Raw genomic sequence first — 23,883 nt, forward strand, 5'->3', positions numbered from 1 at the left:
GCATCCATTGCGGGTTAATTCAACTACTGTATTTTTGTTGATGAAATTTATGGGTTATGAAAGGGCATATTATATAACGAAATACTATGACACTTGATAAAAATACCACACTAATAATTTAGGAAAAAACTTATATTTGAATTATCGTAATGCAGATTACTGTAATGTGTATTGCGATAATGGAAATGATATGAAATTTTATAATCGCGAAAAGGAACTCAACTTACTTCAAAAAATTGAGGAACGATCAAAACAAACGGCGCAAATGACTTTCGTTGTTGGTCGAAGAAGGATTGGGAAAACAAGTTTGCTGGTTGAGGCAAATGCAGGTAGACCAATGCTGTATTTTTTTGTTGCCAAAAAGAACGAGATACTACTTTGCGAGGAATTTGTGCAGGAGATCCGCTATAAATTACAGGTTGAAATATTTGGGGAGCTTAAGACCATTAAAAGTGTGTTTGGCTATTTGATGGAATTGGCCAAAACAAAGCATTTCACTTTAGTTATAGACGAATTTCAGGAATTTAATACCATCAATCCTTCTGTTTATAGCGATATGCAAAACATTTGGGTTAGCCAAAAAGGAGCAGCTAAAATTAATCTGATCTTATGTGGGTCCGTTTATTCTTTAATGAGCCGGATATTTGAACATGCTAAGGAACCGTTATTTGGTAGAGCAACAAGCAGAATACATTTGAAAGCCTTTACCATTTCTACGCTCAAGAAAATTCTGGCAGATTATTATCCGGATTATACGAATGATGATTTACTTGCTTTCTATTTGGTAACTGGCGGAGTAGCTAAGTATGTAGAATTGCTGATCGAAGAAAAGGCATTTACATTCGAGTCAATTTTGAATGTTATCCTGGCAGAAAATTCGCTCTTTTTGGACGAAGGAAAGAATGTGCTCGTTGATGAATTTGGTAAGGAATACGGAAACTATTTCTCTATTTTATCATTAATTGCCTCTTCGAAAACCTCTAGGGTAGAAATTGAATCCATTATGGAAATGCAGACGGGAGGTTTTTTAGACCGCTTAGAAAACGAGTTCAATCTGATTAGTAAGATAAAGCCAATTTTCGCCAAACCCAATAGCCGATCGATGAAATATTATATTAACGATAACTTTCTGAATTTCTGGTTCCGCTTTATTTATAAGTATCGTAGTGTGGTAGAAATAGGAAACTTAATCTATTTAAAGGAAATTGTTAAGCGTGATTACCAGACCTATAGTGGACGCATCCTGGAAAAATATTTTATCGAAAAAATGATTGAGGAAGGAAATTTTTCTGCGATTGGAACCTATTGGGAAAAAAACAATCAAAATGAAATTGATATCGTTGCTGTAAACGATTTGGAAAAATCAATCATTTTTGGAGAAGTAAAACGTAAAAAAGAAAACATCAGTATAGCCGGATTAAAAGATAAAACCAGAAATCTTAAAGCTCAATTCAATGATTATCGTGCTGAATTCATTGGTTTATCCATTGAAGATATGTAATATAATTAGTAATCGATTTTGATATTATGGGTATTGAATTATTTATTTTGCTAAGCGAATGGGACTGCTATAACAGTATGTCAAGTTTGATATTATAAAACCTTAAAAAGTGACCTCACTCACTTTTCGTTTTGACAGGCATCATCTCCAGATCAGTTCAACTATAATAGTTTTGCTGTCGAAATCATCGGCTTTTTGTTATAAAAGGCCAAACCTTATTACGAAACACCATGCCACATTCATTCCATATCCCCGTATTGGGCCTCGGCTATTCTATTGATACGCCACTAAAAGTTGCCAGGTACGGTATTTCATCCGTACTATCTGTTGTTGATGACGAACTGATTGAGCGCATGCGTGCTTTTCATTCAAAAAACCGCCAGATTCATTTCGAAGCGATTCCTAAAGGTGAAACCGATAGCCGGAGTAAACGCATCACGGCCTACCTCAACTTTTTATCGGAAACCATAACCAACGATTTTAAAGCCCTAAAACAACAGGATTTTGCCACTGGTAATGATATTTGCCGTTATTTTGAGTTACTGCCCGATACGGCTAAATTAAAGCATGGTTATGACCTGATGTTGCAATATCCTGAAGGTGAAACCAAGCTGACCTTCCAGGCGCTTTTAAAAAATGCGATGCAGGTAGGGGCTATTGATGTGAACATCATGGCTAAGGTAGATAAAATGAATTATGTAAATGGCGAATATTCGGGCGATACCAATACCGATGCATTGGCTGCGCTCCGTGGTTTTGCCGAAAGTAAACTAAACGCTTCAGTGGTGCTATCGGCTGGTATGAATCCGAAATTATACAGTTATATGGAAAATTTTGAAGACTTTTTTCCAGATGAAAATGGCAAGCTGAAAAAGAAAATCATCTTAAAAGTAAGCGATTTCAGATCGGCACTGATCCAGGCTAAATTTTTGGCAAAAAAGGGTTTATGGGTTTCAGAATTCAGGATAGAGTCGGGTCTAAACTGTGGTGGTCATGCATTTGCAACAGAAGGATATTTACTGGGGCCGATTTTGGAGGAATTTAAGCTCAAAAAAAACGATATGCTTGCTGAGCTTTTTAAAATGTACCAATCTGCTTTGGCGCACAAGGGAATCCAAACAGAAAAACAGCCCAAACAGCGGGTAAGTGTTCAGGGTGGGATCGGTACGGCTGCAGAACACAATTTTCTCCTTCAATACTATAATCTCGATGCAACAGGATGGGGAAGCCCATTCCTATTGGTGCCAGAAGTAACCAATGTAGATGCCGGAACACTGGCGCAATTGGCCAGCTCAACAGAAAGCGATTTTTACCTAAGTGGAGCCTCTCCGCTGGGTATTCAGTTTAATAATTTTAAAAACAGCAGTATAGAAAAACAACGGGTTGAAAGAATTGAAAAGGGTAGGCCCGGAAGCCCGTGCACCAAAAAATACCTTTGCAACAATACCGAATTTACTGAGCAAGCCATCTGCACAGCATCCCGCGAATATCAGCATTTAAAGATCAAAAGCCTCAAAACTGCTGGCCTGTCAGCAGATGAATACCAAAAACAGTTTAATCTGGTAACCGAAAAAGTTTGCCTTTGTGAGGGCTTGTGCGCCGCTACCTATTTGAAACATGACATGGCTAAACCAAAAGAAAGCACTGCAGTAGCCATTTGCCCCGGGCCAAACCTGGCCTATTTTTCTGATGTGTATTCACTTGATGAAATGGTGGGCCATATTTACGGGAAAATTAACCTGTTGAGGCAGGTAGAACGGCCACACATATTCATCAAAGAGCTCAATCTTTATATCGATTATCTTCAGGAAGATATCAAACAGCAGCTTCAACATTTCAGCGATAAAAAAATAAAACAGTTAAACGGATTCAAATTACAGTTGGCCGAAGGGATAAATTATTATAAAAAGCTTTTTGCCGAGGTTGCAGATCAGGCATCCGGCGAATTAAAAGCATTATATGAGCAGCTGGCAAAGTCTAAAGACAAACTGGACGGACTGATTGTTGAATAATAGAAAAAAGATCGGCAATAACTTTTCTATATTTACAAGGATATACTGATGTGTTACATGAATAGATCGAAATTTTTAGATGCAATTATTGAAAATGCCATTGATGGGATTATTACCATTGATGATAAGGGACTCATAGAACATTTAAACCCGGCTGCACTTGAGCTTTTTGGTTATGGCAGAGAAGAGTTGGTAGGCAAAAATGTATCGGTTTTAATGCCAGAGCCCGATCATTCCCGGCATGATGGCTACTTATCCAGATATGAACATACCGGGCAGAAACACATTATAGGTGTTGGCAGGGAGGTTTCCGGAAAACGTAAGGATGGCTCGGTTTTCCCCTTCAGACTGGGGGTAAGCGAAATAAAATTTAGCGACCGTAAAATTTACACCGGTTTTATCCACGATCTGAGTAAAGAAAAAGCCAATGAGGAGCAGATTAGAAGTTACACCGAAAAACTAGAGGTTAAAATAAAAGAACGTACACACGATCTTGTTAAGCTGGTATCCGAACTCGAAATGGCCAAGGAAAATATGCAGGCGCTTTTTCAGAAAGAGAAGGAGCTCAATCAGCTCAAAACAAGGTTTGTTTCTATGGCCTCGCATGAGTTTAGAACACCACTCAGTTCGATACAATTATCAGCTTCTTTAATAGATAAATATACCTCCAAGCATGATGTGGCCAGTGTAGAAAAACATACACTGAAAATCAAAAATTCGATCAATAACCTGACCACTATCCTAAACGATTTCCTCTCGCTCGAAAAACTCGAGGCCGGAAAAGTAGAAGCATCAGCTCAGTACTTCAATATCATCAGCTTTGCTGAAGAAATAGCTGAAGAAATGCAGATGATGACCAAACAGAACCAGCATATTATTTACGAACATACAGGTACAACTGCCGAAGTTTACCTCGATCCGAACCTGTTGAAAAACTGTGTGATCAATCTGATTTCCAATTCGATAAAATACTCGGGCGCAGATACTTTGATCCAGTTCAATTCTATTTTAAAAGATGATGAACTCATTTTGGAGGTAAAAGATAATGGTATAGGGATTCCAAAAGTGGACCAGCACAACTTATTCGAACCATTTTTCAGGGCACACAATACGGGCGATATCCCTGGCACAGGTTTAGGCCTGAACATTGTAAAAAGATATGTAGGGCTGATGAATGGCACTGTAGCCTGCCAAAGCGAACAAAACTCAGGTACGGTTTTTACGCTCAGTTTTGTGCTTGGTAAATAATTTACAATTAAACACCCAATCTCTATGAACAAGAAAGTTTTGATTATTGAAGATAATGACGACATAAGAGAAAGTACAGCTGAGGTGCTGGATCTGGCGGGTTATGAAACTTTTACCGCGAAACATGGTAAAATAGGTGTAGAAATGGCTTTGAATTATTTGCCTGATGTGATCCTCTGTGATATCATGATGCCAGAACTGGATGGTTACGGGGTTTTATACCTACTGAACAAAAACCAGAAAACGGCAAATATTCCTTTTATTTTCATTACGGCAAAAACCGAGCGGGCAGACATGCGAAAAGGCATGGAAATGGGGGCAGATGATTACCTCACCAAACCGTTTGATGATATAGAACTTTTTAAGGCCATAGAAAGCAGGTTTAAAAAGAAACAGCAATCAGCTGGCTTTAATGCAGGATCAGGCAATAGCGAAGCGGTGATGGACGAGCTCCGTAAAAAGGGCAAATCAAAGCCAATTGCTAACAAACAGATTATTTATGTGGAAGGGGATGAACCAACCCATCTTTATTATGTAGTTAAGGGCCAGGTAAAAACCTATAAACGTTTTAAGGATGGCAGGGAACTTTCGTCGAGTTTGTATCATGATGGGGATTTTTTTGGATATGAAAGTTTATGTAATGGCGAAGTATACACAGACAATGCAGCAACCTTAATTGAATCGGACATTATCCAGATCCCCAAAGCCGATTTTATGGAGTACCTGCTCAACCATCAGGCCGTATCCAAAACTTTCATTGCTTTATTGTCTGGAAATGTGCGCGATAAAGGAAAGCAAATGCTTCAATTGGCCTATTCATCGGTACGGAAACGTGTAGCAGAAGCGTTGCTACAAGTGGCCACTAAATTTGGAGACAGTGTTGAAGATAGCTGTACCATCCGGATTTCTCGTGATGACCTTGCTGCGCTGGTAGGTACGGCCAGCGAAACAGTAAGCAGAATGCTCGCTGATTTTAAAGATGAAAAACTGATTGATAAAACCGGCAATGCCATCAATATCCGCTCGATCGAAAAACTCAGAAATATTAAGCAGTAAATTGTTCATTGCTTAGGGGGTAATCGGTTAATTGTTTAAATCGGTTAATCGACTCCAAACGCCCAACTTACCCTGCCCATTGGTCAATAGCTGGATGGTTCATAGTTGATAGCCAGGTTGTTGATGGACTAATCAATCGGTTAACTGGCTGCAAACGCCCAACGCTAAACTAAGAAATGTAATAAAAATCATTTTTTTCTCTAAGCATCCTCACCTGTTGCGGTTTACTTCCGCTATAGTTTTGTATTCATAAACTCTGTATATGAAAGCTATAGCTTACAACATCAAACCCGATGAAAAGGAATGGTTGGTACTGGCCAATTATAAAAAACACGACATTACCATAATTGCCAATAGTTTAACTATTGATACGCTTTCATTTGCAACCGGAAAGGAAGCCCTGCTGGTTTTTAACAACGATGAACTAAGCGAGGCGATGATTCTGGGACTAAAAGCCCTGGGTATAAAATACATCGCAACCTCATCCTTCCAAACAGATCATCTTGATTTAAAAGCTGCCGGTTCTGCCGGGATCAAAGTGGCAAATGTTCCTTTGGCATCCGGCGATGCCGACGCTAAACAGCGGATGGAACAGGTGATCAAAAACCTCGATCAATGGACTGCGGGTAAATGCGTAGGTAGCGCATGCTGCTGTCAAAACGAATGTTCTACCGTAAAAGCGCTGAAATAATGGAAACTGCTGCACTACTTAAAAAATACAATGTTGCCGCGCCAAGGTACACCAGTTATCCAACTGTTCCTTACTGGGATAACGAAAATTTCAATGCAAACGGTTGGCTGGGCAGTGTGGCCAGTACCTATGCAACATGCAGGGAAGAAGGGATTAGCCTTTATATCCACCTTCCGTTTTGTGAAAGCCTTTGTACCTATTGCGGCTGCAATACGCGTATTACTAAAAACCATTCGGTAGAGTTGCCATATATAGCAGCAGTACTTTCGGAGTGGAGAATGTATGTAGATGTTTTGAGGGAGAAACCCAAACTAAAAGAACTGCACCTTGGTGGGGGAACACCAACTTTTTTTAGCGCAGAGAACCTGGGCTTACTGATCAATGGCATTCTGCAAAATTCAACTTTGGCTCCTGATGCCGAATTTTCTTTCGAGGCACATCCAGCCAATACTACCAGTGAACACTTAACTACGCTGTACAGCCTTGGCTTTAAAAGATTAAGCCTGGGAATCCAGGATTTCGATCCTAAAGTGCAGTTTCTGATCAACCGTTTTCAAACGCCCCAACAGGTAGCTGTAGTTACCACAAAAGCAAGGGAAATCGGTTATACCTCTGTTAACTTCGATCTGATTTATGGTCTTCCGGGACAAACAATTCCGGGCTTAGCGGATACCATAGCAGCGGTAATCGATATGAAGCCAGACCGCATTGCTTTTTACAGTTATGCCCATGTGCCCTGGTTAAAACCCGGCCAAAGGCATTATACAGAAAAAGATCTTCCCCTGGCCGACGAAAAATTTGCGCTTTACCAATTGGGCAGACAATTGCTTGATGCCGCAGGATATAAAGATGTAGGGATGGACCATTTTGCACTGAACAGCGATTCTTTATTCCAGGCAATGACTGAACAGAAGCTGCACCGCAATTTTATGGGTTACACCAATAAACATACCCATTTACTTATTGGCCTTGGCGTATCTGCTATTAGCGATAGCTGGACAGCTTTTGCACAAAACCCTAAAACGGTAGAAGATTATCTCAATAAAATTGAACAAGGTAGACTACCTGTAGAAAAAGGCCATTTCCTTACAGGCGAAGATATTGAGGTAAGAAAACATATCCTTAACATCATGTGCAAGGAAAATACAATGTACAATGAGGGTATTCCAGAACAAGTGTATGGCAGGCTGTTGCCTTTATTACGCGATAAGTTGATCTGGGTAACAGAAAAAGAAATCAGGATTACCACCAAAGGACGATCTTTTTTACGGAATGTGTGTATGGCTTTCGACGAGAAACTATGGCTTAAACAGCCCAAAACCCAATTGTTCAGTTCATCAATTTAAGAACAGGTTAAAAATGGAAGATCAAAATAAAACCGCAACACAGGCAGTTTGCTATCATTGTGGCGAAGATCTGCCCAAGGTAAAATATCAGGTAGGAGATAAAGATTTTTGCTGCGCGGGCTGTATGGCCGTTTTCAAGATCCTTTCAGAGAATAATTTATGCAATTATTATGTGTACAATAATAACCCGGGCAGGCAATTTAAAAATGAAAGCCATTTAGAATATCTGGATGAGCCAAAAATTATCGATCAGCTACTCGATTATAAACACGAAAGTTCGAGCATTATCACTTTTTATATCCCTGCAATACACTGCAGTTCATGCATCTGGTTGCTAGAACACCTCTATAAAATCAACTCCGCTATATTCAGCTCACGGATCGATTTTCTTAAAAAACAGGTTACCATAAGTTTCAATCACGACGAAATTTCGTTAAGGCAACTGGTAGAAACTTTAAACCAGATTGGTTACGAGCCTTTGATCAGTCTGCAGGATGTAGTACAGGAACACAGCAGTTCGGTAGATAAAGCTTTGGTGTTAAAAATAGCCGTTGCCGGATTTTTAATGGGCAATGTTATGCTCTTTAGCTTTCCCGAGTATTTTGGTTTATCAGGTTTCGAGAAACAATTTCAATCGCTTTTTGGCTGGCTAAACCTTGCGTTCTCTATCCCTGCTGCTTTTTATTGTGGCCGTGATTATTTTACCTCAGCAATAACAAGCCTTAAACATAGGCACATTAACCTCGATACCCCTTTAGCATTAATTATTGCGGTGCTTTTTTTACGCACTGCTTTCGAAATTCTTTTCAGTACAGGCCCAGGTTTTGCCGATACCTTAACCGGATTGGTGTTTTTGCTTTTAATGGGCAAATGGCTTAAACAGCGTACCTATCATCACATTTCTTTTGATCGCGATTACAGGTCCTATTTCCCAATTGCGGTAACTACCCTGCAAAACGGTAAAGAAAAACCAGTATCCATAAATGAAATCAAGATCGGCGACCGGCTGTGGATCAGGAATGGCGAGCTGGTTCCTGCAGATGCAATTTTAATGAAAGGTGAGGGCTGGATGGACATGAGTTTTGTTACAGGCGAATCGGAACCCGTACACAAAGTTTTGGGTGAGATTATTTATGCCGGTGGCAGACAAACCAGTGAGGCCATAGAGCTTGAAGTAATTAAACCTGTTTCACAGAGTTATTTAACCGGTTTATGGAACAACGATAATTATAAAAACAATACTGAAAAACAGAACTTTAACGATACTGTAGCCAAATACTTCAGCCTGGGAGTTTTCCTGATTGCATTTGCCGCTACCGGATACTGGTTGTTTCAGAACGATAGCCACAAGGCATGGTCGGCATTTACTGCCGTAATTATTGTGGCCTGTCCCTGCGTATTGGCTTTAAGTACCCCATTTACACTATCTGCAATTTTAGCGGTTTTTGATAAGAAAGGATTTTATGTAAAAAATACAGATGCCGTTGAAGAACTTGCCAAATGCGATACCCTGATTTTCGATAAAACAGGTACATTAACGAGTAACGAAAATGCCGAAATTGTTTTTAACGGATCTTTAACAGACGAAGAAAAAATTATTGTGGCCTCGTTGCTGCGAAACTCTACCCATCCCTTAAGCCGACATATCTTAAAAGCCTTAAATGTTGACCGATATTATTCACTCAGCGATTATAAAGAGGTAGTAGGAAAAGGTTTGACCGCTAAAATAAATAACCACAGTATTTATGCCGGACATCTTTCTATGCTGCCTATGGAAGTAAAATCTGCTCGCGAAAGCGGCGTGCATATTGTGATAGACCATGTTTATAAAGGCTGTTTTGATATCAAACAGCAATGGCGTTCAGGATTGGCGCAGTTGATCTTAAAACTCTCGAAATTCAAGCTACAGGTTTTATCTGGCGATACCGATAAAGACCGTTATATGCTGGATACCATTTTTACGAAAAATACAACCATCAGGTTCCGCCAGAGCCCCCACCAAAAGCTCGATGCCGTTTTAAAGCTGCAACAGGATGGAAATAAAGTAATGATGCTGGGCGATGGGTTAAACGATGCCGGAGCCCTAAAACAAAGTGATTTTGGAATCGCATTAACAGATAACATCAATAATTTTACACCCGGCTGTGATGCCATTCTGAAAGGCAACTCCTTAAATTATCTGCCTGAATTTATCCAGTTAGGTAAAGACGGGCTCAAGATCATTAAAACAAGCTTTGCCATAGCCATCGCCTATAATTGTATTGGTATTTACTTTGCTGTGCAGGGTACACTTTATCCTTTGGTGGCCGCAGTACTGATGCCGATTAGTACGGTTACCATTATCTCCTTTACCACTTTGGCAACCAGGTGGTTTGCCCATAAAAATAAACTGATATGAACATCCTTTACTTTTTGGTTGGCTGCAGTGTTCTAATGGCGCTCATTTTTTTGGCTGCGTTTTTCTGGGCATATAAAACCGGTCAGAACGATGATGTACATACTCCGGGTATCCGCATGCTCTTCGATGATGAAGTTGTTGCTGAAAAAAGTGAAGAAGATCACTTTTCTAGCTAAGCATCATCATCCTTTGTCTGTCCACTGGAGAATACCTTTGGTGTACAAAACATACAAAAATTCAGCTTCTATTATGCAGTTAGAAAAATTTACTTACGATAACAAGATTGTTCGGAACTTTGGTATTGCCACCCTGGTATGGGGAATTATAGGCATGACGGTTGGTTTGCTTGCTGCCATGCAGCTCTTCAAACCCGCAATGAACATGGGCAGTCAGTACACCACATTTGGCCGCATCAGGCCGCTGCATACCAATGCCGTAATTTTCGCCTTTGTGGGCAATGCCATTTTTATGGGCGTTTATTATTCCCTTCAGCGCTTGTTAAAAACACGGATGTTTAGCGATGTGCTGAGCAAAATCCACTTCTGGGGCTGGCAGCTGATCATTTTATCGGCAGTAATTACACTTCCCCTGGGCTTTACTACCTCACATGAGTATGCCGAGCTCGAATGGCCGATTGATATTGCCATTACCATCATATGGGTGGTTTTTGGCGTTAACATGTTCGGCACCATTTTCAAAAGAAGAGAGCGCCATTTATATGTGGCCATCTGGTTTTACATTGCCACATTTGTTACCATAGCGGTATTGCACATTGTAAACTCTTTCGAGCTCCCTATTTCTTTCATGAAAAGTTATTATGTGTATGCCGGCGTACAAGATGCGTTGGTACAATGGTGGTATGGGCATAACGCGGTGGCATTTTTTCTAACTACGCCTTACCTGGGCATGATGTACTATTTCTTGCCTAAGATGGCCGGAAGGCCCGTTTACTCTTATAAATTAAGTATCCTGCATTTTTGGTCGCTCATTTTTATTTATATCTGGGCCGGCCCGCACCATTTATTATACACCTCATTGCCCGGTTGGGCGCAATCATTAGGTGTTGCCTTTTCGATCATGTTGATTGCCCCAAGCTGGGGCGGTATGATCAACGGTTTGTTAACCTTGCGCGGTGCCTGGGATAAGGTTAGGGAAGACGTTACCCTTAAATTTATGGTGGTTGCACTTACCGCTTATGGTATGGCCACCTTCGAAGGTCCGTTATTATCTTTAAAACAGATTAACGGTGTAGCCCATTTTACCGATTGGATTGTAGCCCATGTACATGTTGGTGCTTTGGGCTGGAACGGGTTTTTAACATTCGGTGTACTCTATTGGTTAATTCCGCGTATTTATAAAACAGAATTATACTCGAAAAAGCTAGCCGGTTTCCACTTTTGGATAGGTACTTTGGGTATACTCTTTTATGCCGTACCGATGTATTGGGCAGGTTTTACGCAGGGGCTGATGTGGAAAGAGTTTACGCCCGAAGGTTTATTGAAATACCCGAATTTCTTAGCCACCACACTGCAGATTATCCCGATGCATATTTTACGTTCAATCGGCGGGGCACTGTATTTAATAGGGGTAATTGCCATGACTTATAACCTGGCCAAAACCATGTTGGGTGCTAAACTGCTTGCCAACGAACCGGCTGAGGCCATGCCTTTAACCAAAATTATTGTTGAAACCTCTCCGGCAGATAAAGCCTGGCATAGGGTTTTAGAACGTAAGCCAATGAAATTCATGGTGCTCTCGCTCATCATTATCCTTATTGGGGGCATGGTAGAAATGATGCCCACTTTTACCATTCAATCTAATGTTCCAACAATTGCCAGTGTAAAACCGTACTCGGCACTAGAGCTTCAGGGCAGAGATTTATATATCAGAGAAGGCTGTGTAAACTGCCATTCGCAAACCGTGCGGCCTTTCCGTTCAGAAACAGAACGATATGGTGAATACAGCAAAGCCGGAGAGTTTGTATATGATCACCCATTTTTATGGGGCAGTAAACGTACCGGACCAGATCTTCACCGCATAGGCGGAAAATATTCTGATGCCTGGCATTACAATCACCTGGTCGATCCTGTTTCAATGTCACCAGGAAGCATTATGCCGCCTTATGCCTGGCTCATCGAACAGAAACTGGATATTACAACAACTGCAAGCAAGATCAGGGCTATGCAAACATTGGGCGTTCCTTACCCTGATGGTTATGATAAACGTGCTAACGATGATTTAAAAGTGCAGGCCGAAAAGATTGCACTCGACCTAAAACAGAATAACATTAAGGTTAAAAGCGACAGGGAAATAATAGCCATTATTGCTTACCTGCAACGTTTGGGGACCGATATTAAAGCAAATAAAGAAACCATTCCTTCAAATCAATAAAATATGTTCAACCAGATCAAAGATTTAGCCGGTGGCGAAATATACCTCATCACCTCTCTGCTCATGTTCATGGTGTTTTTTGTAATCGTAGGTGTTTACCTGCTCAAATTAAGCAAAAAACATATTGAGGTGATGAGCGAAATCCCATTACAAGAAAATCAACCCAATACACATGAAGAAGATTAAACTATTGTTATTGTCACTGCTTTTATCAATTACAGCCTTTGCTGCGGATGAGAAAACCGCAGCGGTTGTAACACCTGCCCCAGCTGGGCTGGGGCTTAGCCAGTCGGAATTGCTTATCGTATTGCTTTTGCTTTTCGTAACCGTACTTCTTGTTGTTTCCCTAACACTGCTGAAAGCTTTTAAGGTAATGTATCAGGAACAGTTAAATCCTACGCCATACATCGAAACGGTAAAAGAGCCTGTTTTGGATTATGATACCTGGTTAAAACAACAACCGGTTAAACCTTCAATCTGGACAAAACTTTTAAGCTTAAGGCCCATTGAAGAAGAAAAGGATCTGGTAATCGATCATACTTATGATGGTATTAAAGAACTGAACAATCCTGTGCCGGCCTGGTTTAACTTCCTTTTCTACGGTACAATGATTTTTGCTGCGGCATATCTTTTTTATTACCACATTGGTGGATACGGAGACTTGCAGGATCAAGAATACGAAAATGAAATGGCCAAAGCAAAGATAGAGAAGGCCGCATATCTCGAAAAATCGGCCAATACCATTGATGAGAATTCAGTAAAGTTTGATGACACGCCTGCGGTGCTCGAAGATGGTAAAACTATTTTTAATACAAACTGTGTAGTCTGCCATGGTGATAAAGGCCAGGGCATTATCGGACCAAATTTAGCCGACGATTATTGGTTGCATGGAGGCAATATAAACAGTGTATTCAAAACGATTAAATATGGTGTTCCTGAAAAGGGGATGATTAGTTGGGAGAAAAACCTGAACCCAAAACAGATCAGTGCCGTTACCAATTTTATCCTGTCGTTAAAAGGAACAAATCCAGCCGGGGCCAAAGCCCCACAGGGTGAGAAATATGAAGCAAAAAATCCAAAAGACAATGAGATGAAAGTGCTGAAAGACAGTGTGAACAAAGCCGATGTTACAAAGAAATAAAACAGAAAGTAAGGGAAGAAATTTTATCTATCCTAAAAAGCCATCAGGCAGGTTGTATACCTACCGGAAATGGGTAAGTTATGTATTGCTGTTGTTTCTGTTTTCCTGTCCCTTTTTAAAACTTAACGGCGAACAGCTCGTACTCCTCAATTTTATAGAAAGAAAGTTTGTATTCTTCGGATTGATCTTTACCCCGCAGGATTTTTACCTCTTCGCCCTTGCGATGCTCATTTTCATCATGTTCATTGTGTGCTTTACAGTAGTATTGGGTAGGCTGTGGTGCGGATGGGCCTGTCCGCAAACGATTTTTATGGAAATGGTTTTCCGCAGGATCGAATACTGGATTGAAGGAGATGCCAATCAACAGAAGAAATTGGACCAGGCTGATTGGAACACAGAGAAAATAATAAAAAAAGGAAGTAAACATTTCATTTTTCTGGTCATTTCTTTTGCTATCGCAAATACCTTTTTGGCATACATGATCGGCTCGGATGTACTCCTTAAAATTATGACGGAGCCCGTTTCAGGCCATGTTTCGGGCTTTATATCCATCTGGTTGTTTACTTTAATATTTTATGGGGTATTTACCTATGTACGCGAAGTAGTGTGTACGGTAATTTGTCCGTACGGCAGGTTACAGGGTGTTTTGTTAGATAATCAAAGTTTGGTGGTAGCCTATGATTTTACCAGGGGTGAACCACGTGGACATCTTCAAAAAAATGCTAATGAGTTAACAGCCGGCGACTGTATAGATTGTGGGCTTTGCGTACAGGTTTGCCCCACAGGTATCGATATCCGCGAAGGTACACAACTCGAATGTGTAAATTGTACTGCCTGTATCGATTCATGCAACGAGGTGATGCTTAAAATAAACAGGCCCAAAAATCTGATCGGCTTTTTTAATCAGGATTTTATTAACGAGCGCAAACCCTATAAAATTGCCCTAAAATCTTACGGTTATGCTGCGGTACTATTTGTAGTAGTGATGGTTTTTTCTTCACTGATCTATAAAAGAGAAGATATTCAGACTACGGTTTTGAGGGCTAGCGGTACTTTGTACCAAAGCAGGGGAACAGATAAAACGAGCAATCTTTATAATGCAGAACTGATCAACAAAACCAATAAGGCTGTAAAATTTACTTTCAGATCGAAAGATAAGGGAGACGAAATTAACTTCATCCAAAAAGCTGATGTTCTGCCAAAAGAAGGTTCGGTACACCTCACTTTTTTTCTGATCAGGAAAAATAATTCCATTAAAAAATATAAAACTGCTGCCGTTTTCGAAATTATTGCAAATGGTGAGGTTTTAAGTACGGCAACTACAAGTTTTTTCGCGCAACCGGAAGGGATACAGGATTGAATGAGTGAAGAATAGAAAATGATATCTGCATGTGAATAATCACGCATTCAAAATTAAAAAAAGAGATATGAACTGGGGAACAAAAATAGTGTTGGGAATGATTGCATTCATGATGTTTATCGTGGGGATGGTGGTTTATATGTTCCATGTACACGGACGGGATGCCCTGATAGAAGAAAATTACTACGAAAAGGGGATCAATTATAATGCAGAATACAATGCCAAAGTGAACGTTATAACCGATAATGCAAAGCCTAAAATTACCATTACAAAAACTCAGATTATTATTGAAATTAAAGATAGCGCTACCTATAACCTCATTTTAATGCGGCCTGGCAATAGTGATGATGATGTTAAACTAAAAGGAAATACTTCTGGAACAGCCAATCTTATTTTGGTAGATAAAACTAAAATGGGCAAAGGAGTATGGTTTTTAAACCTTCAATGGCGCTCTTCAGGTAAAGATTATCTGTTTAAAAATAACATCACCCTATGACGGATTTTTTGCCACTGGCATTTTTGATGGGCCTTTTCGGGAGCCTTCATTGTGCCGTAATGTGCGGACCGATTATGTTGGGTATGCCATTTGCGAAACAGAATTTCTTTCGAAGCGGGTTTCAGCTTTTGCTCTATCAATTTGGCAGAATTGCCGTGTATATTGTGTTAGGATTGTTGGTGGGTGCTTTAGGGAGCAGTATCCGGATTTTTAGCGATCAGCAAACGCTGAGTATCTTAATCGGTTCTATACTGATTTTATTTACAGCGCTACAGTTTAGCCACTTTTATAGAAATAGGTTTTCTAAGCTTCAGTTAAAGGCGCTCAATCCGCTGAGCAGGCTTATGGGGAAAGTATTCAAATTACCACTGTGGGGATTGTTTGCCGGAATGCTTAATGGTATCATCCCCTGCGGAATGGTTTATCTGGCACTCGCAACTGCTTTAAATACCGGTAGTATTAAATCTGGTGCAACTTTTATGTTCCTTTTTGGTTTGGGTACCACTCCACTGATGCTCATGATTTCGTTGGGAGGGATCTTTCTGAAGAAATACATCCGCTTTAATACGAACAAACTTATCCCTTGGTTTATGTTTTTTATGGGGGCATTGCTCATATTACGTTCGGCAGATTTGGGTATCCCCTTTATATCACCTAAAATTATTGGTGCCTATAGGCATGTTATAGATTGTCGGTAAAAATAGCCCAAATAAAAAGAACTAAACCGATAATTATTCTGAGAAAATGACTATCCTCTTCCGGAAACTACAGGAGTGATCTGTACCTTAAGACCAGACAAATCGGCACCAGCTTTGAGCGTAGCCTCAATATGGAAATCCTGTCCTGCATATACAGTTTTTGTATTTGCTGTTCCAATCTCGATGTCAGAAAATTCCGGCACAGCAATCAAAGAATTCTCTTCATCTTTTTTGCATCCAATTAATGAGATGCTTAGCCCTAAAAGTACAATCTTTATCTCCGTTACATCGCATTTATTGTTTTCCTGTAACGGTTTTGTTGCTGTTTATTCTGCCAAGTTTTTAGATTAATGCGGATTTTAGCACCAATTTATTTAGGTTGTTAAAATTGAAGGATGTGAAAATTAAGCAGGTGCCCAATTGCTCTATAATCGGAGTTGTTTTGCTGTATCTGATTATCTCTTTGGGTAACATCTTTTTTTTATCGAACCTTTCCCTTTTAGAATCCGCACGAGGAATAAAATCAGCAGCCCATTACAGTGGCAACTTTTCTCCACTTGGAAAGGATTCCAAAATTACCAGACAGTTTAAGTGTATCCTCGATGAACGGAAGAAAACTGCGCTTCCTGTTCTGGAAGCAGTTATCATCGGGGTCATTCTGTTTTTGGGGCTTTCGCTCTTAACCTCAAACCTTAACAGGTATTTTCTTGAGATCAGATACAGGATTGCCGGATCAGTCCCAATTTATATTTCCAACCGGGTCTTTCGGATCTGAGATTTAACTCCAGATTTCTTTTATAGACAGGCCTTCATATGATGAAGTGAAGACGGCCGGTTAATCACCGTGTTTCCTGTCCTATACGTCCGTCAAATCTTTTTCCTTAAATTTTAATTTAAAGACATGATCCGTATTAAACAGATTTTCTGTTTGTTCCCACTTTTATATATGGGGCTGGAAAGCAATGCCCAAACCTCCCCAAAACCCATCGGGATCGTTGATCTGATAGATCACGTGACCGCTTTTTCGCCTTCACTGGCCGCTGATTCTGCGGCGGTAGATATCCGTGCCGCCCAGTTGAAAGAGACTGCAGCGAATGCCCTTCCCAACCTGAGACTTAACTATCAGGCAGATCTGGGCTCAAACAATAACGTGGCAGGGCCTTATATGGCCTTTGGTATCGTTCCCTCCAATTCCAGGGGCGTGCGTACAGGCAGTAATACCCAGGCCGCACTCACTAACCTTGGCATTGTTTCCCTGGATTGGGAGGTCTACAACTTTGGTGCCTACAAGACCCAGAATGCGGTAGCCAAGTCAGAACTTGACGCCGAGCGATCCAGGTTTGCCCAGCGGCGTTACCAGACCAGGGCCATTGCCATTGATGATTACCTCAGCCTTTTAAAGCTTCAGGATATGTTATCCATCCAGGCAAGCAATATCAGGCGCAATGAGCAGATCAACCGTTCGATTCTTTCCCTTGCCAGAAGCGGTGTGCGCCCGGGTGTAGATACCAGCATTGCAGGTGCCGAACTCTCTAAATCAAGGCTGAACTATATCGAAATGGACAATACATATAAACAGGTTCAGCTAAATATTGCAGCAATCAGTGGACTCAAGGCACAAAGTATTGTTGCTGACAGTACGATCCTTGACCGGTTAAAATCGCTCGAGGTAAACCTATCTGTAAACCTTACCGACAGTTCAAGCCATCCGCTGCTTGATTTTTACAAAAGTAACTACCTCAGCAGCATTGAGAAAGAAAACCTGGTCAGAAAAGCCTATAATCCAAAGGTAAGCCTTCAGGCTGCGGCCTGGTCGCGGGGCTCGAGTATTGATGCCAATGACAACTTCAACAGTCTCTCGAGCGGCCTGGAATGGCAACGGGAAAATTACCTCGTGGGCGTAGGGATCAGCTACAACCTCTTCGATCTGCGAAGGCGTCAGTTGAAGCTCAGGACCCAGAAGGCCAACAGTAACTTTTACTTAAAGGAACTGGAGCAGGAGCGACTAATGTTATCAAATGCCGCCCTTCAGGCGGGCCTCGAAATCAGTACCGCGCATAAAAGACTCGATGAAATACCCAATCAGTTAAAGGCCGCCGCCGCAGGGTACCGCCAAAAGCTTTCCCTTTACAAGAACGGGCTGACCGATATCATTGAACTCAATGCAGCCCTGACCATCCTCTACCGCGCAGAAACTGATTTTGTTAACGCAAAGTACCTGTACGTACGGGCTCTTTTTCAAAAGGCTATTGCCACCAATCAAGTAGATTCCCTGTTAAACGCATTAAAATAATAAAGATATGTCAATGGTTACCTCGGCCCTGAAAAAGCCGGTTACAACAGTGGTGATCACCGCGAGTTTACTGCTCTTTGCAGTGCTCAGCGCGCTGAAGATCCCAATAGATATTTTTCCCCAACTTAATTCTCCAACTATATATGTTATCGAATCCTATGGAGGCATGTCGCCCCAGCAGATGGAGGGCTTTTTCTCTACCCGTTTGCAGGATCAATTTCTCTATGTAAATGGTATAAAAAACATTACCGCCAAGAACATCCAGGGACTCACCATGTTAAAGCTTAGTTTTTATGAGAGCACCAACATGGCTGAGGCCTCTGCTCAGGTTGCCCTCCAGGTAAACAGGGCCATGAAGTTCTTTCCGCCCGGAGCACTGCCTCCGCAGGTAGTCCGCTTTGATGCCTCTTCACTGCCCGTGGGCCAGCTTGTGCTCTCTGCCAAATCCAGGAGCCTGAAAGAAATCTACGATATGGCAGCAACGCGTATCAGGCCCATGTTTTCATCGGTCGCCGGACTTTCTGCGCCACCGCCATTCGGTGCCAATTCCCGCTCGATTACCATCAACGTAGACCCGAGCAAGCTAAGGAGTTATAACCTGACCCCGGACGAGGTGGTAGGGGCTTTATCCAAGTTCAATGTGATGTCGCCTTCGGGAAACCTCAGGCTGGACAATACCATGATGGTGACCTCGATGAACTCATTGGTGAAGACTGTGGATGAATTCAACAATATTCCCATAGCCACTAAAAACGGCGTTTCGATATTGGTGAGGGATGTGGCAAGGGTTGCTGATGCAGCAGATGTTACTGTAGATTATGCATTGATCAATGGAAAACGGTCGGTTTATATACCTGTTGTAAAAACTGCAGACGCATCGACCTGGTCGGTGGTTAAATCCTTAAAGGCCAAAATCCCGGAAATGCAGAGCCTTTTGCCGGATGATGTCCACATCTCGTATGAATTTGACCAGTCTGTAGCAGTTATCAACTCAGTAAAAAGCCTGATCACCGAAGGTGGTCTGGGGGCACTGTTAACAGGTCTCATGGTATTGTTATTTCTGCGTGACCTGCGGAGCAGTCTTATCGTGGTAATTACCATTCCGGTATCGATTTTAATTGGTGTGCTTTTACTGGGGATGTTTGGTCAAACCATTAATATCATGACCCTCAGCGGTCTAGCGCTTGCGATTGGGATTCTGGTCGATCAGGCAACGGTGACGATTGAAAATATCCACCAGCACCTGGAAATGGGCAAGCCCAAACGTGAAGCTATTTACGATGCCTGTGAAGAAATTGCTTTCCCATTGCTCCTCATCCTGCTGTGTATTCTCGCCGTTTTTGCGCCATCTTTTATGATGAACGGGATACCAAAGGCGATGTTTTTGCCACTATCCCTCTCGATTGGCTTTACCATGATTGTCTCCTTCATTGTGGCCCAAACGCTAGTTCCAATTCTTTCCAATTGGATGATCAAGGAAGAACGTTACCAGCACTATGACCATGGCAAGATACATGCGCATGCAGGAGAAGCTCTTGACTCGCGTGAAGCAGAACAAGTAGAAAGTCACCTGGAAAACGAACAGGAGGAGCCTGAAAAGAATGATTTCTTTGAACGGGTGAAAGTTCGCTTTATGGCCATCATCCAGCGGTGGATGCCGATGAAGAAAGGTATCGTAGGAATCTATCTTTTTGCTGTTATTATCCTTGCCGGACTGGGCTTTGTTTTTATCGGAAAGGATATGATGCCCAAGCTCAACAACGGGCAGTTCCAGATCCGTATCAAAGCTCCGGATGGCACCAGGTTAGAGCGCACCGAAGAGAAGTTCAAGCAGGTACTCTCCATTATCAATCAAACGGTAGATAACAATGTGGCGGTCAGTTCCGGCTACGTGGGGCTTATCCCCAGCAGTTATGGAACCAGTAACCTGTATATTTTCAATACCGGAACCCATGAAGCCGTGCTGCAGGTGAACCTGGATGAAGATTATAAAGTGAATATGGATGAACTCAAAGACGCACTGCGGAGAAATATTGCGTATAAGCTTCCTGATCTGCGTATCACCTTTGAGCCGATAGATATGACCGAAAAGATCATGAGCCAGGGTGCTGCCACGCCGATAGAGATCAGGGTGGCGGGAAAAGATATGGATCAGATCGAGTCTTATGCGAATAAGGTGCTCGGCAAACTTAAAAAAATAGATTACCTCCGTGATATTCAGATTTCCCAGCCACTGCACATTCCTGTGGTATCCATTACCCTTGACAGGCTTAAGGCCGCGCAGTTTGGCCTTAATGTTGTTGACATCGCAAGGTCTGTTACAGCGAGTACCTCTTCCAGCCGTTTTACCGAGAAGAACCAGTGGCTCGATGAAAAAACTGCCTATACTTACCAGGTGCAGGTACAGGTGCCTGAATACGTGATGAACACGATGGATGAGCTCAAAGAAATTCCCCTGGTAAAAGGGCAGAGCAGTCCGGTATTGGGCGATATTGCAACTTTCAATACCAGTTACGTTCCTGGGGAATATGACCGTTCCGGACCCAGACGCTTTCTGACCGTGAGTGCGAATATTTATAAAAAAGACCTTGGAACGGCGACGGCTGATGTAGAAAAGGCTTTGAAGTCAGTAGGTAACCCACCTAAGGGACTAACGGCGGAAGTGAAAGGCATGTCAAGCCTATTAACCGAGACACTATCTTCTCTTCAGGGCGGACTTGCTTTTGCCATATTGGTGATATTTCTTCTGCTTGCAGCCAATTACCAATCTTTCAAGCTTTCGCTGACCGTGCTTTCGACGGTTCCCGCCGTAATCCTGGGGTCGCTTACCGCATTATTGCTTACTGGTTCAACGCTTAACCTGCAGAGCTATATGGGGATGATCATGTCCACTGGTGTTTCGGTTGCCAATGCGATACTGATCGTCACCAACGCTGAGAAACTCAGACTGGAATACAGGGATTCTACCCGGGCAGCGGTGGTGAGTGCAGGAATCCGTTTAAGGCCAATCCTGATGACCAGTTTTGCGATGATCGCGGGTATGATCCCTATGGCCTCGGGTATGGGCGAATCCGGTGAACAGACGGCCCCGCTTGGCAGGGCGGTTATCGGGGGGCTTTTCTTTTCAACCCTGGCAGCACTGTTCATCCTACCGCAAGTTTTTGCCTGGGTGCAAAAGAAAAGCAGCTTAAAAGAACCCAACCTAATGCCAAGAAAAACAAGAATTTAAAAGATAAACAACATGAAAACCAAATTCATTCCAATTATAATTTTAATCACTACCCTGGCCGCCTGTGGCAGAAACCAGAAGCCTGTGGACATCAGTCCTGCAAAAAACGGCAAGGAAGCCAAATATGAAACCGCCAGGGTCGAAGAAGAGGCCCTTTCCAGTTATACCCGTATTCCGGGAATGCTCAAGCCTTTCAACCAGGTAAACATTTTCCCAAAAGCCAATGGCTTTGTGAAAGCCATATTGGTCGACTTAGGGTCGAAGGTTACCAAAGGCCAACTGCTGATGACCCTGGAAGCACCCGAACTCGAATCGCAATTGCAATCAGCAAACTCCCGTTACCTGCAGGCACGTGAGAATGCCTCGGCGAGCAGTGAGAAATACAGACGGCTAAAAGAGGCCGCAAAGGAGGAAGGTTCGGTATCTCCCTTAGAACTTGACAATGCGCTTTCCAGGATGAGAGGGGATAAGGCCATTGCCGAAGCAGAGCGGTCTAATGTTTCCTCTGTACGCACCATGCAGGACTATTTAAAAGTGTATGCACCTTTTGACGGGGTGATCGTGGACAGAAATGTATCCCCTGGAGCACTGGTATCGGCCGGGAGATCTACTGACCTGCCCATGCTGGTATTGCAGGACCTGACCCGTATGAGACTTGAGGTATCCATCCCTGAAGATTATGTAGACAAGGTAGACCTTAGCCAGATGGTGAAGTTTCGCTTCAATGCGCTTCCCGGAGAGCAACGGCAGGCCAAGATCAGCAGGACTGCAAATTCTCTGGGTAATATGCGACAGGAGGTGGTTGAGATTGATGTAGCCAATAAAGACAACCGGTTAAAGGCCGGCATGTATGCCGAGGTTGAAATTCCGCTAAAATCCGGTGCCACATCACTACTGGTTCCCAATTCCGCTATTGTCAGGTCTACCGAGCGGAAGTACGTGGTAGAGTTAAAGAACGGGAAAGCCCAGCTTATCGATATTAAGGAAGGGATGAAGGGAACCGACATGACCGAGGTTTTTGGTGCCATAAAAGCAGGGGCGGAGATCGTCTCGCCTGCCAACGATGAGATCAAAAACGGTCAGGTGCTTTAATCCTTTGCCGGGCAGGTTTACATTCTGTCCGGCAATTCTTTTTATTAGTCAGATAAGAAAAAAGGAAAATATGAAAGATCTAGAATTTAACCATGAGTTTGGACTAGGGGCATGCACATCTGCATAGACGTTCAAAAAGAAAGGTGCAACCTTTCACTATCCGGCTACAAGTTATATTTATTCAGGGTAACCAAGCACATAGCAGTTATCAGCTGTTTTTCCTTCTGGTTTCACTTACAAGCAACTTTTCGCAAACTTTGTTGCTCAGCGTTTCATTTTCTTTATTTCTATAGCTGATGCTCATACTGCCGTCAAACGGTTCAACTTGTTTTATTTTCAGTTCAAGCCCTAATGAAAGCTTACGGTTGGTCAGGAATTTAAGCAGCTCTTCGGAAGAAGGTTGTACTGCCATAAAAGTAACAATATCTCCCGCTTTGCAATCGCTCAATTTCAGATAGCTGTCTGTAGCAATTTTCCCATCGGTATCCGGTATCGGCGAACCATGGGGATCCACTTTAGGAAAACCTAATAGCTCGTCCATTTTCAAAAAAAACTCGGGAGCCTGGATGTGTTCAATTTGTTCGGCTATATGGTGCACTTCATCCCAACCAAACCCCATTTTTTCAAACAGATACATCTCGGTCAATCGGTGTTTTCTGATAATAAGAGTAGCCCGTTTTTTTCCTTCGGCGGTTAATTTAAGCGGTTTGTAACTTTCGTAAACAACCAGTCCCTTTTCTGCAAGCCGCTTCATCATACTGTTTACTGTGGGCATTTTAATATCCAGCTGCTTGCTTATTTCATTAACACTGGCTTCGCCTTTTAAGCTCGTTAAATTGTATAAAACTTTCAGGTAATTTTCTTCCGTCTGTGATATCATAACGCAAATTTACTAAATATTAGCACTGTCTAACAATAAAGTTAGAGAATA

19 protein-coding genes are annotated in these 23,883 nt (G+C 42.1%); 17 read left to right on the forward strand and 2 right to left on the reverse strand.

The genetic code is table 11. The annotated features are described in order from the left end of the window. Positions 1 to 190: 190 nt before the first annotated feature. The 14 genes from EYS08_RS14560 to EYS08_RS14625 all read left to right on the forward strand — a co-directional run bounded on the left by EYS08_RS14560 (position 191) and on the right by EYS08_RS14625 (position 16,338). Complete coding sequence (locus tag EYS08_RS14560) at positions 191 to 1,501, forward strand: ATP-binding protein (RefSeq protein WP_131030732.1); 1,311 nt, start codon at positions 191 to 193, stop codon at positions 1,499 to 1,501. Positions 1,502 to 1,731: 230 nt separating this feature from the next. Next, positions 1,732 to 3,513 carry a hypothetical protein gene (locus EYS08_RS14565; protein ID WP_131030733.1) on the forward strand — a complete coding sequence of 594 codons (1,782 nt, stop codon included), beginning with the start codon at positions 1,732 to 1,734 and terminating at the stop codon, positions 3,511 to 3,513. A gap of 57 nt (positions 3,514 to 3,570) precedes the next feature. Beyond that, positions 3,571 to 4,761, forward strand: a complete 1,191-nt coding sequence (locus EYS08_RS14570; protein ID WP_131030734.1) for a PAS domain-containing sensor histidine kinase — start codon at positions 3,571 to 3,573, stop codon at positions 4,759 to 4,761. A 24-nt stretch (positions 4,762 to 4,785) separates the two neighbouring features. Continuing rightward, on the forward strand, positions 4,786 to 5,817 hold the full coding sequence (locus EYS08_RS14575) for a response regulator (protein WP_131030735.1): 1,032 nt from the start codon (positions 4,786 to 4,788) through the stop codon (positions 5,815 to 5,817). A gap of 262 nt (positions 5,818 to 6,079) precedes the next feature. Beyond that, positions 6,080 to 6,508, forward strand: coding sequence for a Rossmann-fold NAD(P)-binding domain-containing protein (locus tag EYS08_RS14580; protein ID WP_131030736.1), 429 nt, complete (start codon positions 6,080 to 6,082; stop codon positions 6,506 to 6,508). Continuing rightward, positions 6,508 to 7,854 (forward strand): oxygen-independent coproporphyrinogen III oxidase, encoded by a 1,347-nt coding sequence (hemN, locus tag EYS08_RS14585; protein ID WP_131030737.1) that lies wholly within the window; start codon positions 6,508 to 6,510, stop codon positions 7,852 to 7,854. Before EYS08_RS14580 ends, hemN begins: the two co-directional genes overlap by 1 nt. Positions 7,855 to 7,867: 13 nt before the next feature. Next, positions 7,868 to 10,252 carry a heavy metal translocating P-type ATPase gene (locus tag EYS08_RS14590; protein ID WP_131030738.1) on the forward strand — a complete coding sequence of 795 codons (2,385 nt, stop codon included), beginning with the start codon at positions 7,868 to 7,870 and terminating at the stop codon, positions 10,250 to 10,252. Beyond that, positions 10,249 to 10,428 (forward strand): cbb3-type cytochrome oxidase assembly protein CcoS, encoded by a 180-nt coding sequence (gene ccoS, locus EYS08_RS14595; protein ID WP_029278967.1) that lies wholly within the window; start codon positions 10,249 to 10,251, stop codon positions 10,426 to 10,428. Before EYS08_RS14590 ends, ccoS begins: the two co-directional genes overlap by 4 nt. A 73-nt stretch (positions 10,429 to 10,501) precedes the next feature. After that, positions 10,502 to 12,643: a cytochrome-c oxidase, cbb3-type subunit I gene (gene ccoN, locus EYS08_RS14600; RefSeq protein WP_131030739.1), complete on the forward strand. Its 2,142-nt coding sequence runs from the start codon at positions 10,502 to 10,504 to the stop codon at positions 12,641 to 12,643. Positions 12,644 to 12,646: 3 nt separating this feature from the next. Further along, positions 12,647 to 12,829: a hypothetical protein gene (locus tag EYS08_RS14605; protein WP_131030740.1), complete on the forward strand. Its 183-nt coding sequence runs from the start codon at positions 12,647 to 12,649 to the stop codon at positions 12,827 to 12,829. Then, entirely contained in the window at positions 12,816 to 13,784 is a 969-nt protein-coding gene (locus EYS08_RS14610) for a cbb3-type cytochrome c oxidase N-terminal domain-containing protein (protein ID WP_244215962.1), read from the forward strand. Before EYS08_RS14605 ends, EYS08_RS14610 begins: the two co-directional genes overlap by 14 nt. Beyond that, positions 13,768 to 15,144: a cytochrome c oxidase accessory protein CcoG gene (gene ccoG, locus EYS08_RS14615; RefSeq protein WP_131030741.1), complete on the forward strand. Its 1,377-nt coding sequence runs from the start codon at positions 13,768 to 13,770 to the stop codon at positions 15,142 to 15,144. The genes EYS08_RS14610 and ccoG overlap by 17 nt, the downstream gene beginning before the upstream one ends. Positions 15,145 to 15,211: 67 nt before the next feature. After that, a complete protein-coding gene (locus EYS08_RS14620) occupies positions 15,212 to 15,640 on the forward strand; it encodes a FixH family protein (RefSeq protein ID WP_131030742.1) in 429 nt (142 codons plus the stop codon). Beyond that, the gene (locus EYS08_RS14625; protein ID WP_131030743.1) at positions 15,637 to 16,338 is read left to right on the forward strand and encodes a sulfite exporter TauE/SafE family protein; all 702 of its coding nucleotides are present in this window, start codon (positions 15,637 to 15,639) and stop codon (positions 16,336 to 16,338) included. Before EYS08_RS14620 ends, EYS08_RS14625 begins: the two co-directional genes overlap by 4 nt. Before the next feature lie 50 nt (positions 16,339 to 16,388). Here the strand turns inward: EYS08_RS14625 and EYS08_RS25755 are convergent, their stop codons facing one another. Beyond that, positions 16,389 to 16,541, reverse strand: coding sequence for a hypothetical protein (locus tag EYS08_RS25755; protein WP_165456465.1), 153 nt, complete (start codon positions 16,539 to 16,541; stop codon positions 16,389 to 16,391). Positions 16,542 to 17,239: 698 nt separating this feature from the next. Here EYS08_RS25755 and EYS08_RS14630 point away from each other — a divergent pair. From EYS08_RS14630 to EYS08_RS14640, 3 genes are read left to right on the forward strand one after another with little or no spacing between them, the layout of a single operon-like run. Continuing rightward, entirely contained in the window at positions 17,240 to 18,631 is a 1,392-nt protein-coding gene (locus EYS08_RS14630) for a TolC family protein (protein WP_131030744.1), read from the forward strand. Positions 18,632 to 18,638: 7 nt separating this feature from the next. Then, positions 18,639 to 21,860 carry an efflux RND transporter permease subunit gene (locus EYS08_RS14635; RefSeq protein WP_208745860.1) on the forward strand — a complete coding sequence of 1,074 codons (3,222 nt, stop codon included), beginning with the start codon at positions 18,639 to 18,641 and terminating at the stop codon, positions 21,858 to 21,860. 12 nt (positions 21,861 to 21,872) lie between these two features. Further along, positions 21,873 to 22,952, forward strand: coding sequence for an efflux RND transporter periplasmic adaptor subunit (locus tag EYS08_RS14640; RefSeq protein ID WP_131030745.1), 1,080 nt, complete (start codon positions 21,873 to 21,875; stop codon positions 22,950 to 22,952). A gap of 208 nt (positions 22,953 to 23,160) precedes the next feature. On the opposite strand, the gene EYS08_RS14645 is transcribed toward EYS08_RS14640, so the two are convergent. Further along, positions 23,161 to 23,832, reverse strand: a complete 672-nt coding sequence (locus tag EYS08_RS14645) for a metal-dependent transcriptional regulator (protein WP_131030746.1) — start codon at positions 23,830 to 23,832, stop codon at positions 23,161 to 23,163. Positions 23,833 to 23,883 lie beyond the last annotated feature (51 nt).

Origin of the sequence: Pedobacter kyonggii, from assembly GCF_004310665.1 — a bacterium.
Taxonomy (GTDB): Bacteria; Bacteroidota; Bacteroidia; order Sphingobacteriales; family Sphingobacteriaceae; genus Pedobacter; species Pedobacter kyonggii.

What these genes read in the sequence shown, in the direction of transcription:
- EYS08_RS14560 (WP_131030732.1), top strand. Translation starts at nt 191, where the DNA reads ATGAAATTTTATAATCGCGAAAAGGAACTCAACTTACTTCAAAAAATT.
- EYS08_RS14565 (WP_131030733.1), top strand. Translation starts at nt 1,732, where the DNA reads ATGCCACATTCATTCCATATCCCCGTATTGGGCCTCGGCTATTCTATT.
- EYS08_RS14570 (WP_131030734.1), top strand. Translation starts at nt 3,571, where the DNA reads ATGAATAGATCGAAATTTTTAGATGCAATTATTGAAAATGCCATTGAT.
- EYS08_RS14575 (WP_131030735.1), top strand. Translation starts at nt 4,786, where the DNA reads ATGAACAAGAAAGTTTTGATTATTGAAGATAATGACGACATAAGAGAA.
- EYS08_RS14580 (WP_131030736.1), top strand. Translation starts at nt 6,080, where the DNA reads ATGAAAGCTATAGCTTACAACATCAAACCCGATGAAAAGGAATGGTTG.
- hemN (WP_131030737.1), top strand. Translation starts at nt 6,508, where the DNA reads ATGGAAACTGCTGCACTACTTAAAAAATACAATGTTGCCGCGCCAAGG.
- EYS08_RS14590 (WP_131030738.1), top strand. Translation starts at nt 7,868, where the DNA reads ATGGAAGATCAAAATAAAACCGCAACACAGGCAGTTTGCTATCATTGT.
- ccoS (WP_029278967.1), top strand. Translation starts at nt 10,249, where the DNA reads ATGAACATCCTTTACTTTTTGGTTGGCTGCAGTGTTCTAATGGCGCTC.
- ccoN (WP_131030739.1), top strand. Translation starts at nt 10,502, where the DNA reads ATGCAGTTAGAAAAATTTACTTACGATAACAAGATTGTTCGGAACTTT.
- EYS08_RS14605 (WP_131030740.1), top strand. Translation starts at nt 12,647, where the DNA reads ATGTTCAACCAGATCAAAGATTTAGCCGGTGGCGAAATATACCTCATC.
- EYS08_RS14610 (WP_244215962.1), top strand. Translation starts at nt 12,816, where the DNA reads ATGAAGAAGATTAAACTATTGTTATTGTCACTGCTTTTATCAATTACA.
- ccoG (WP_131030741.1), top strand. Translation starts at nt 13,768, where the DNA reads ATGTTACAAAGAAATAAAACAGAAAGTAAGGGAAGAAATTTTATCTAT.
- EYS08_RS14620 (WP_131030742.1), top strand. Translation starts at nt 15,212, where the DNA reads ATGAACTGGGGAACAAAAATAGTGTTGGGAATGATTGCATTCATGATG.
- EYS08_RS14625 (WP_131030743.1), top strand. Translation starts at nt 15,637, where the DNA reads ATGACGGATTTTTTGCCACTGGCATTTTTGATGGGCCTTTTCGGGAGC.
- EYS08_RS14630 (WP_131030744.1), top strand. Translation starts at nt 17,240, where the DNA reads ATGATCCGTATTAAACAGATTTTCTGTTTGTTCCCACTTTTATATATG.
- EYS08_RS14635 (WP_208745860.1), top strand. Translation starts at nt 18,639, where the DNA reads ATGTCAATGGTTACCTCGGCCCTGAAAAAGCCGGTTACAACAGTGGTG.
- EYS08_RS14640 (WP_131030745.1), top strand. Translation starts at nt 21,873, where the DNA reads ATGAAAACCAAATTCATTCCAATTATAATTTTAATCACTACCCTGGCC.
- EYS08_RS14645 (WP_131030746.1), bottom strand. Translation starts at nt 23,832, where the DNA reads ATGATATCACAGACGGAAGAAAATTACCTGAAAGTTTTATACAATTTA.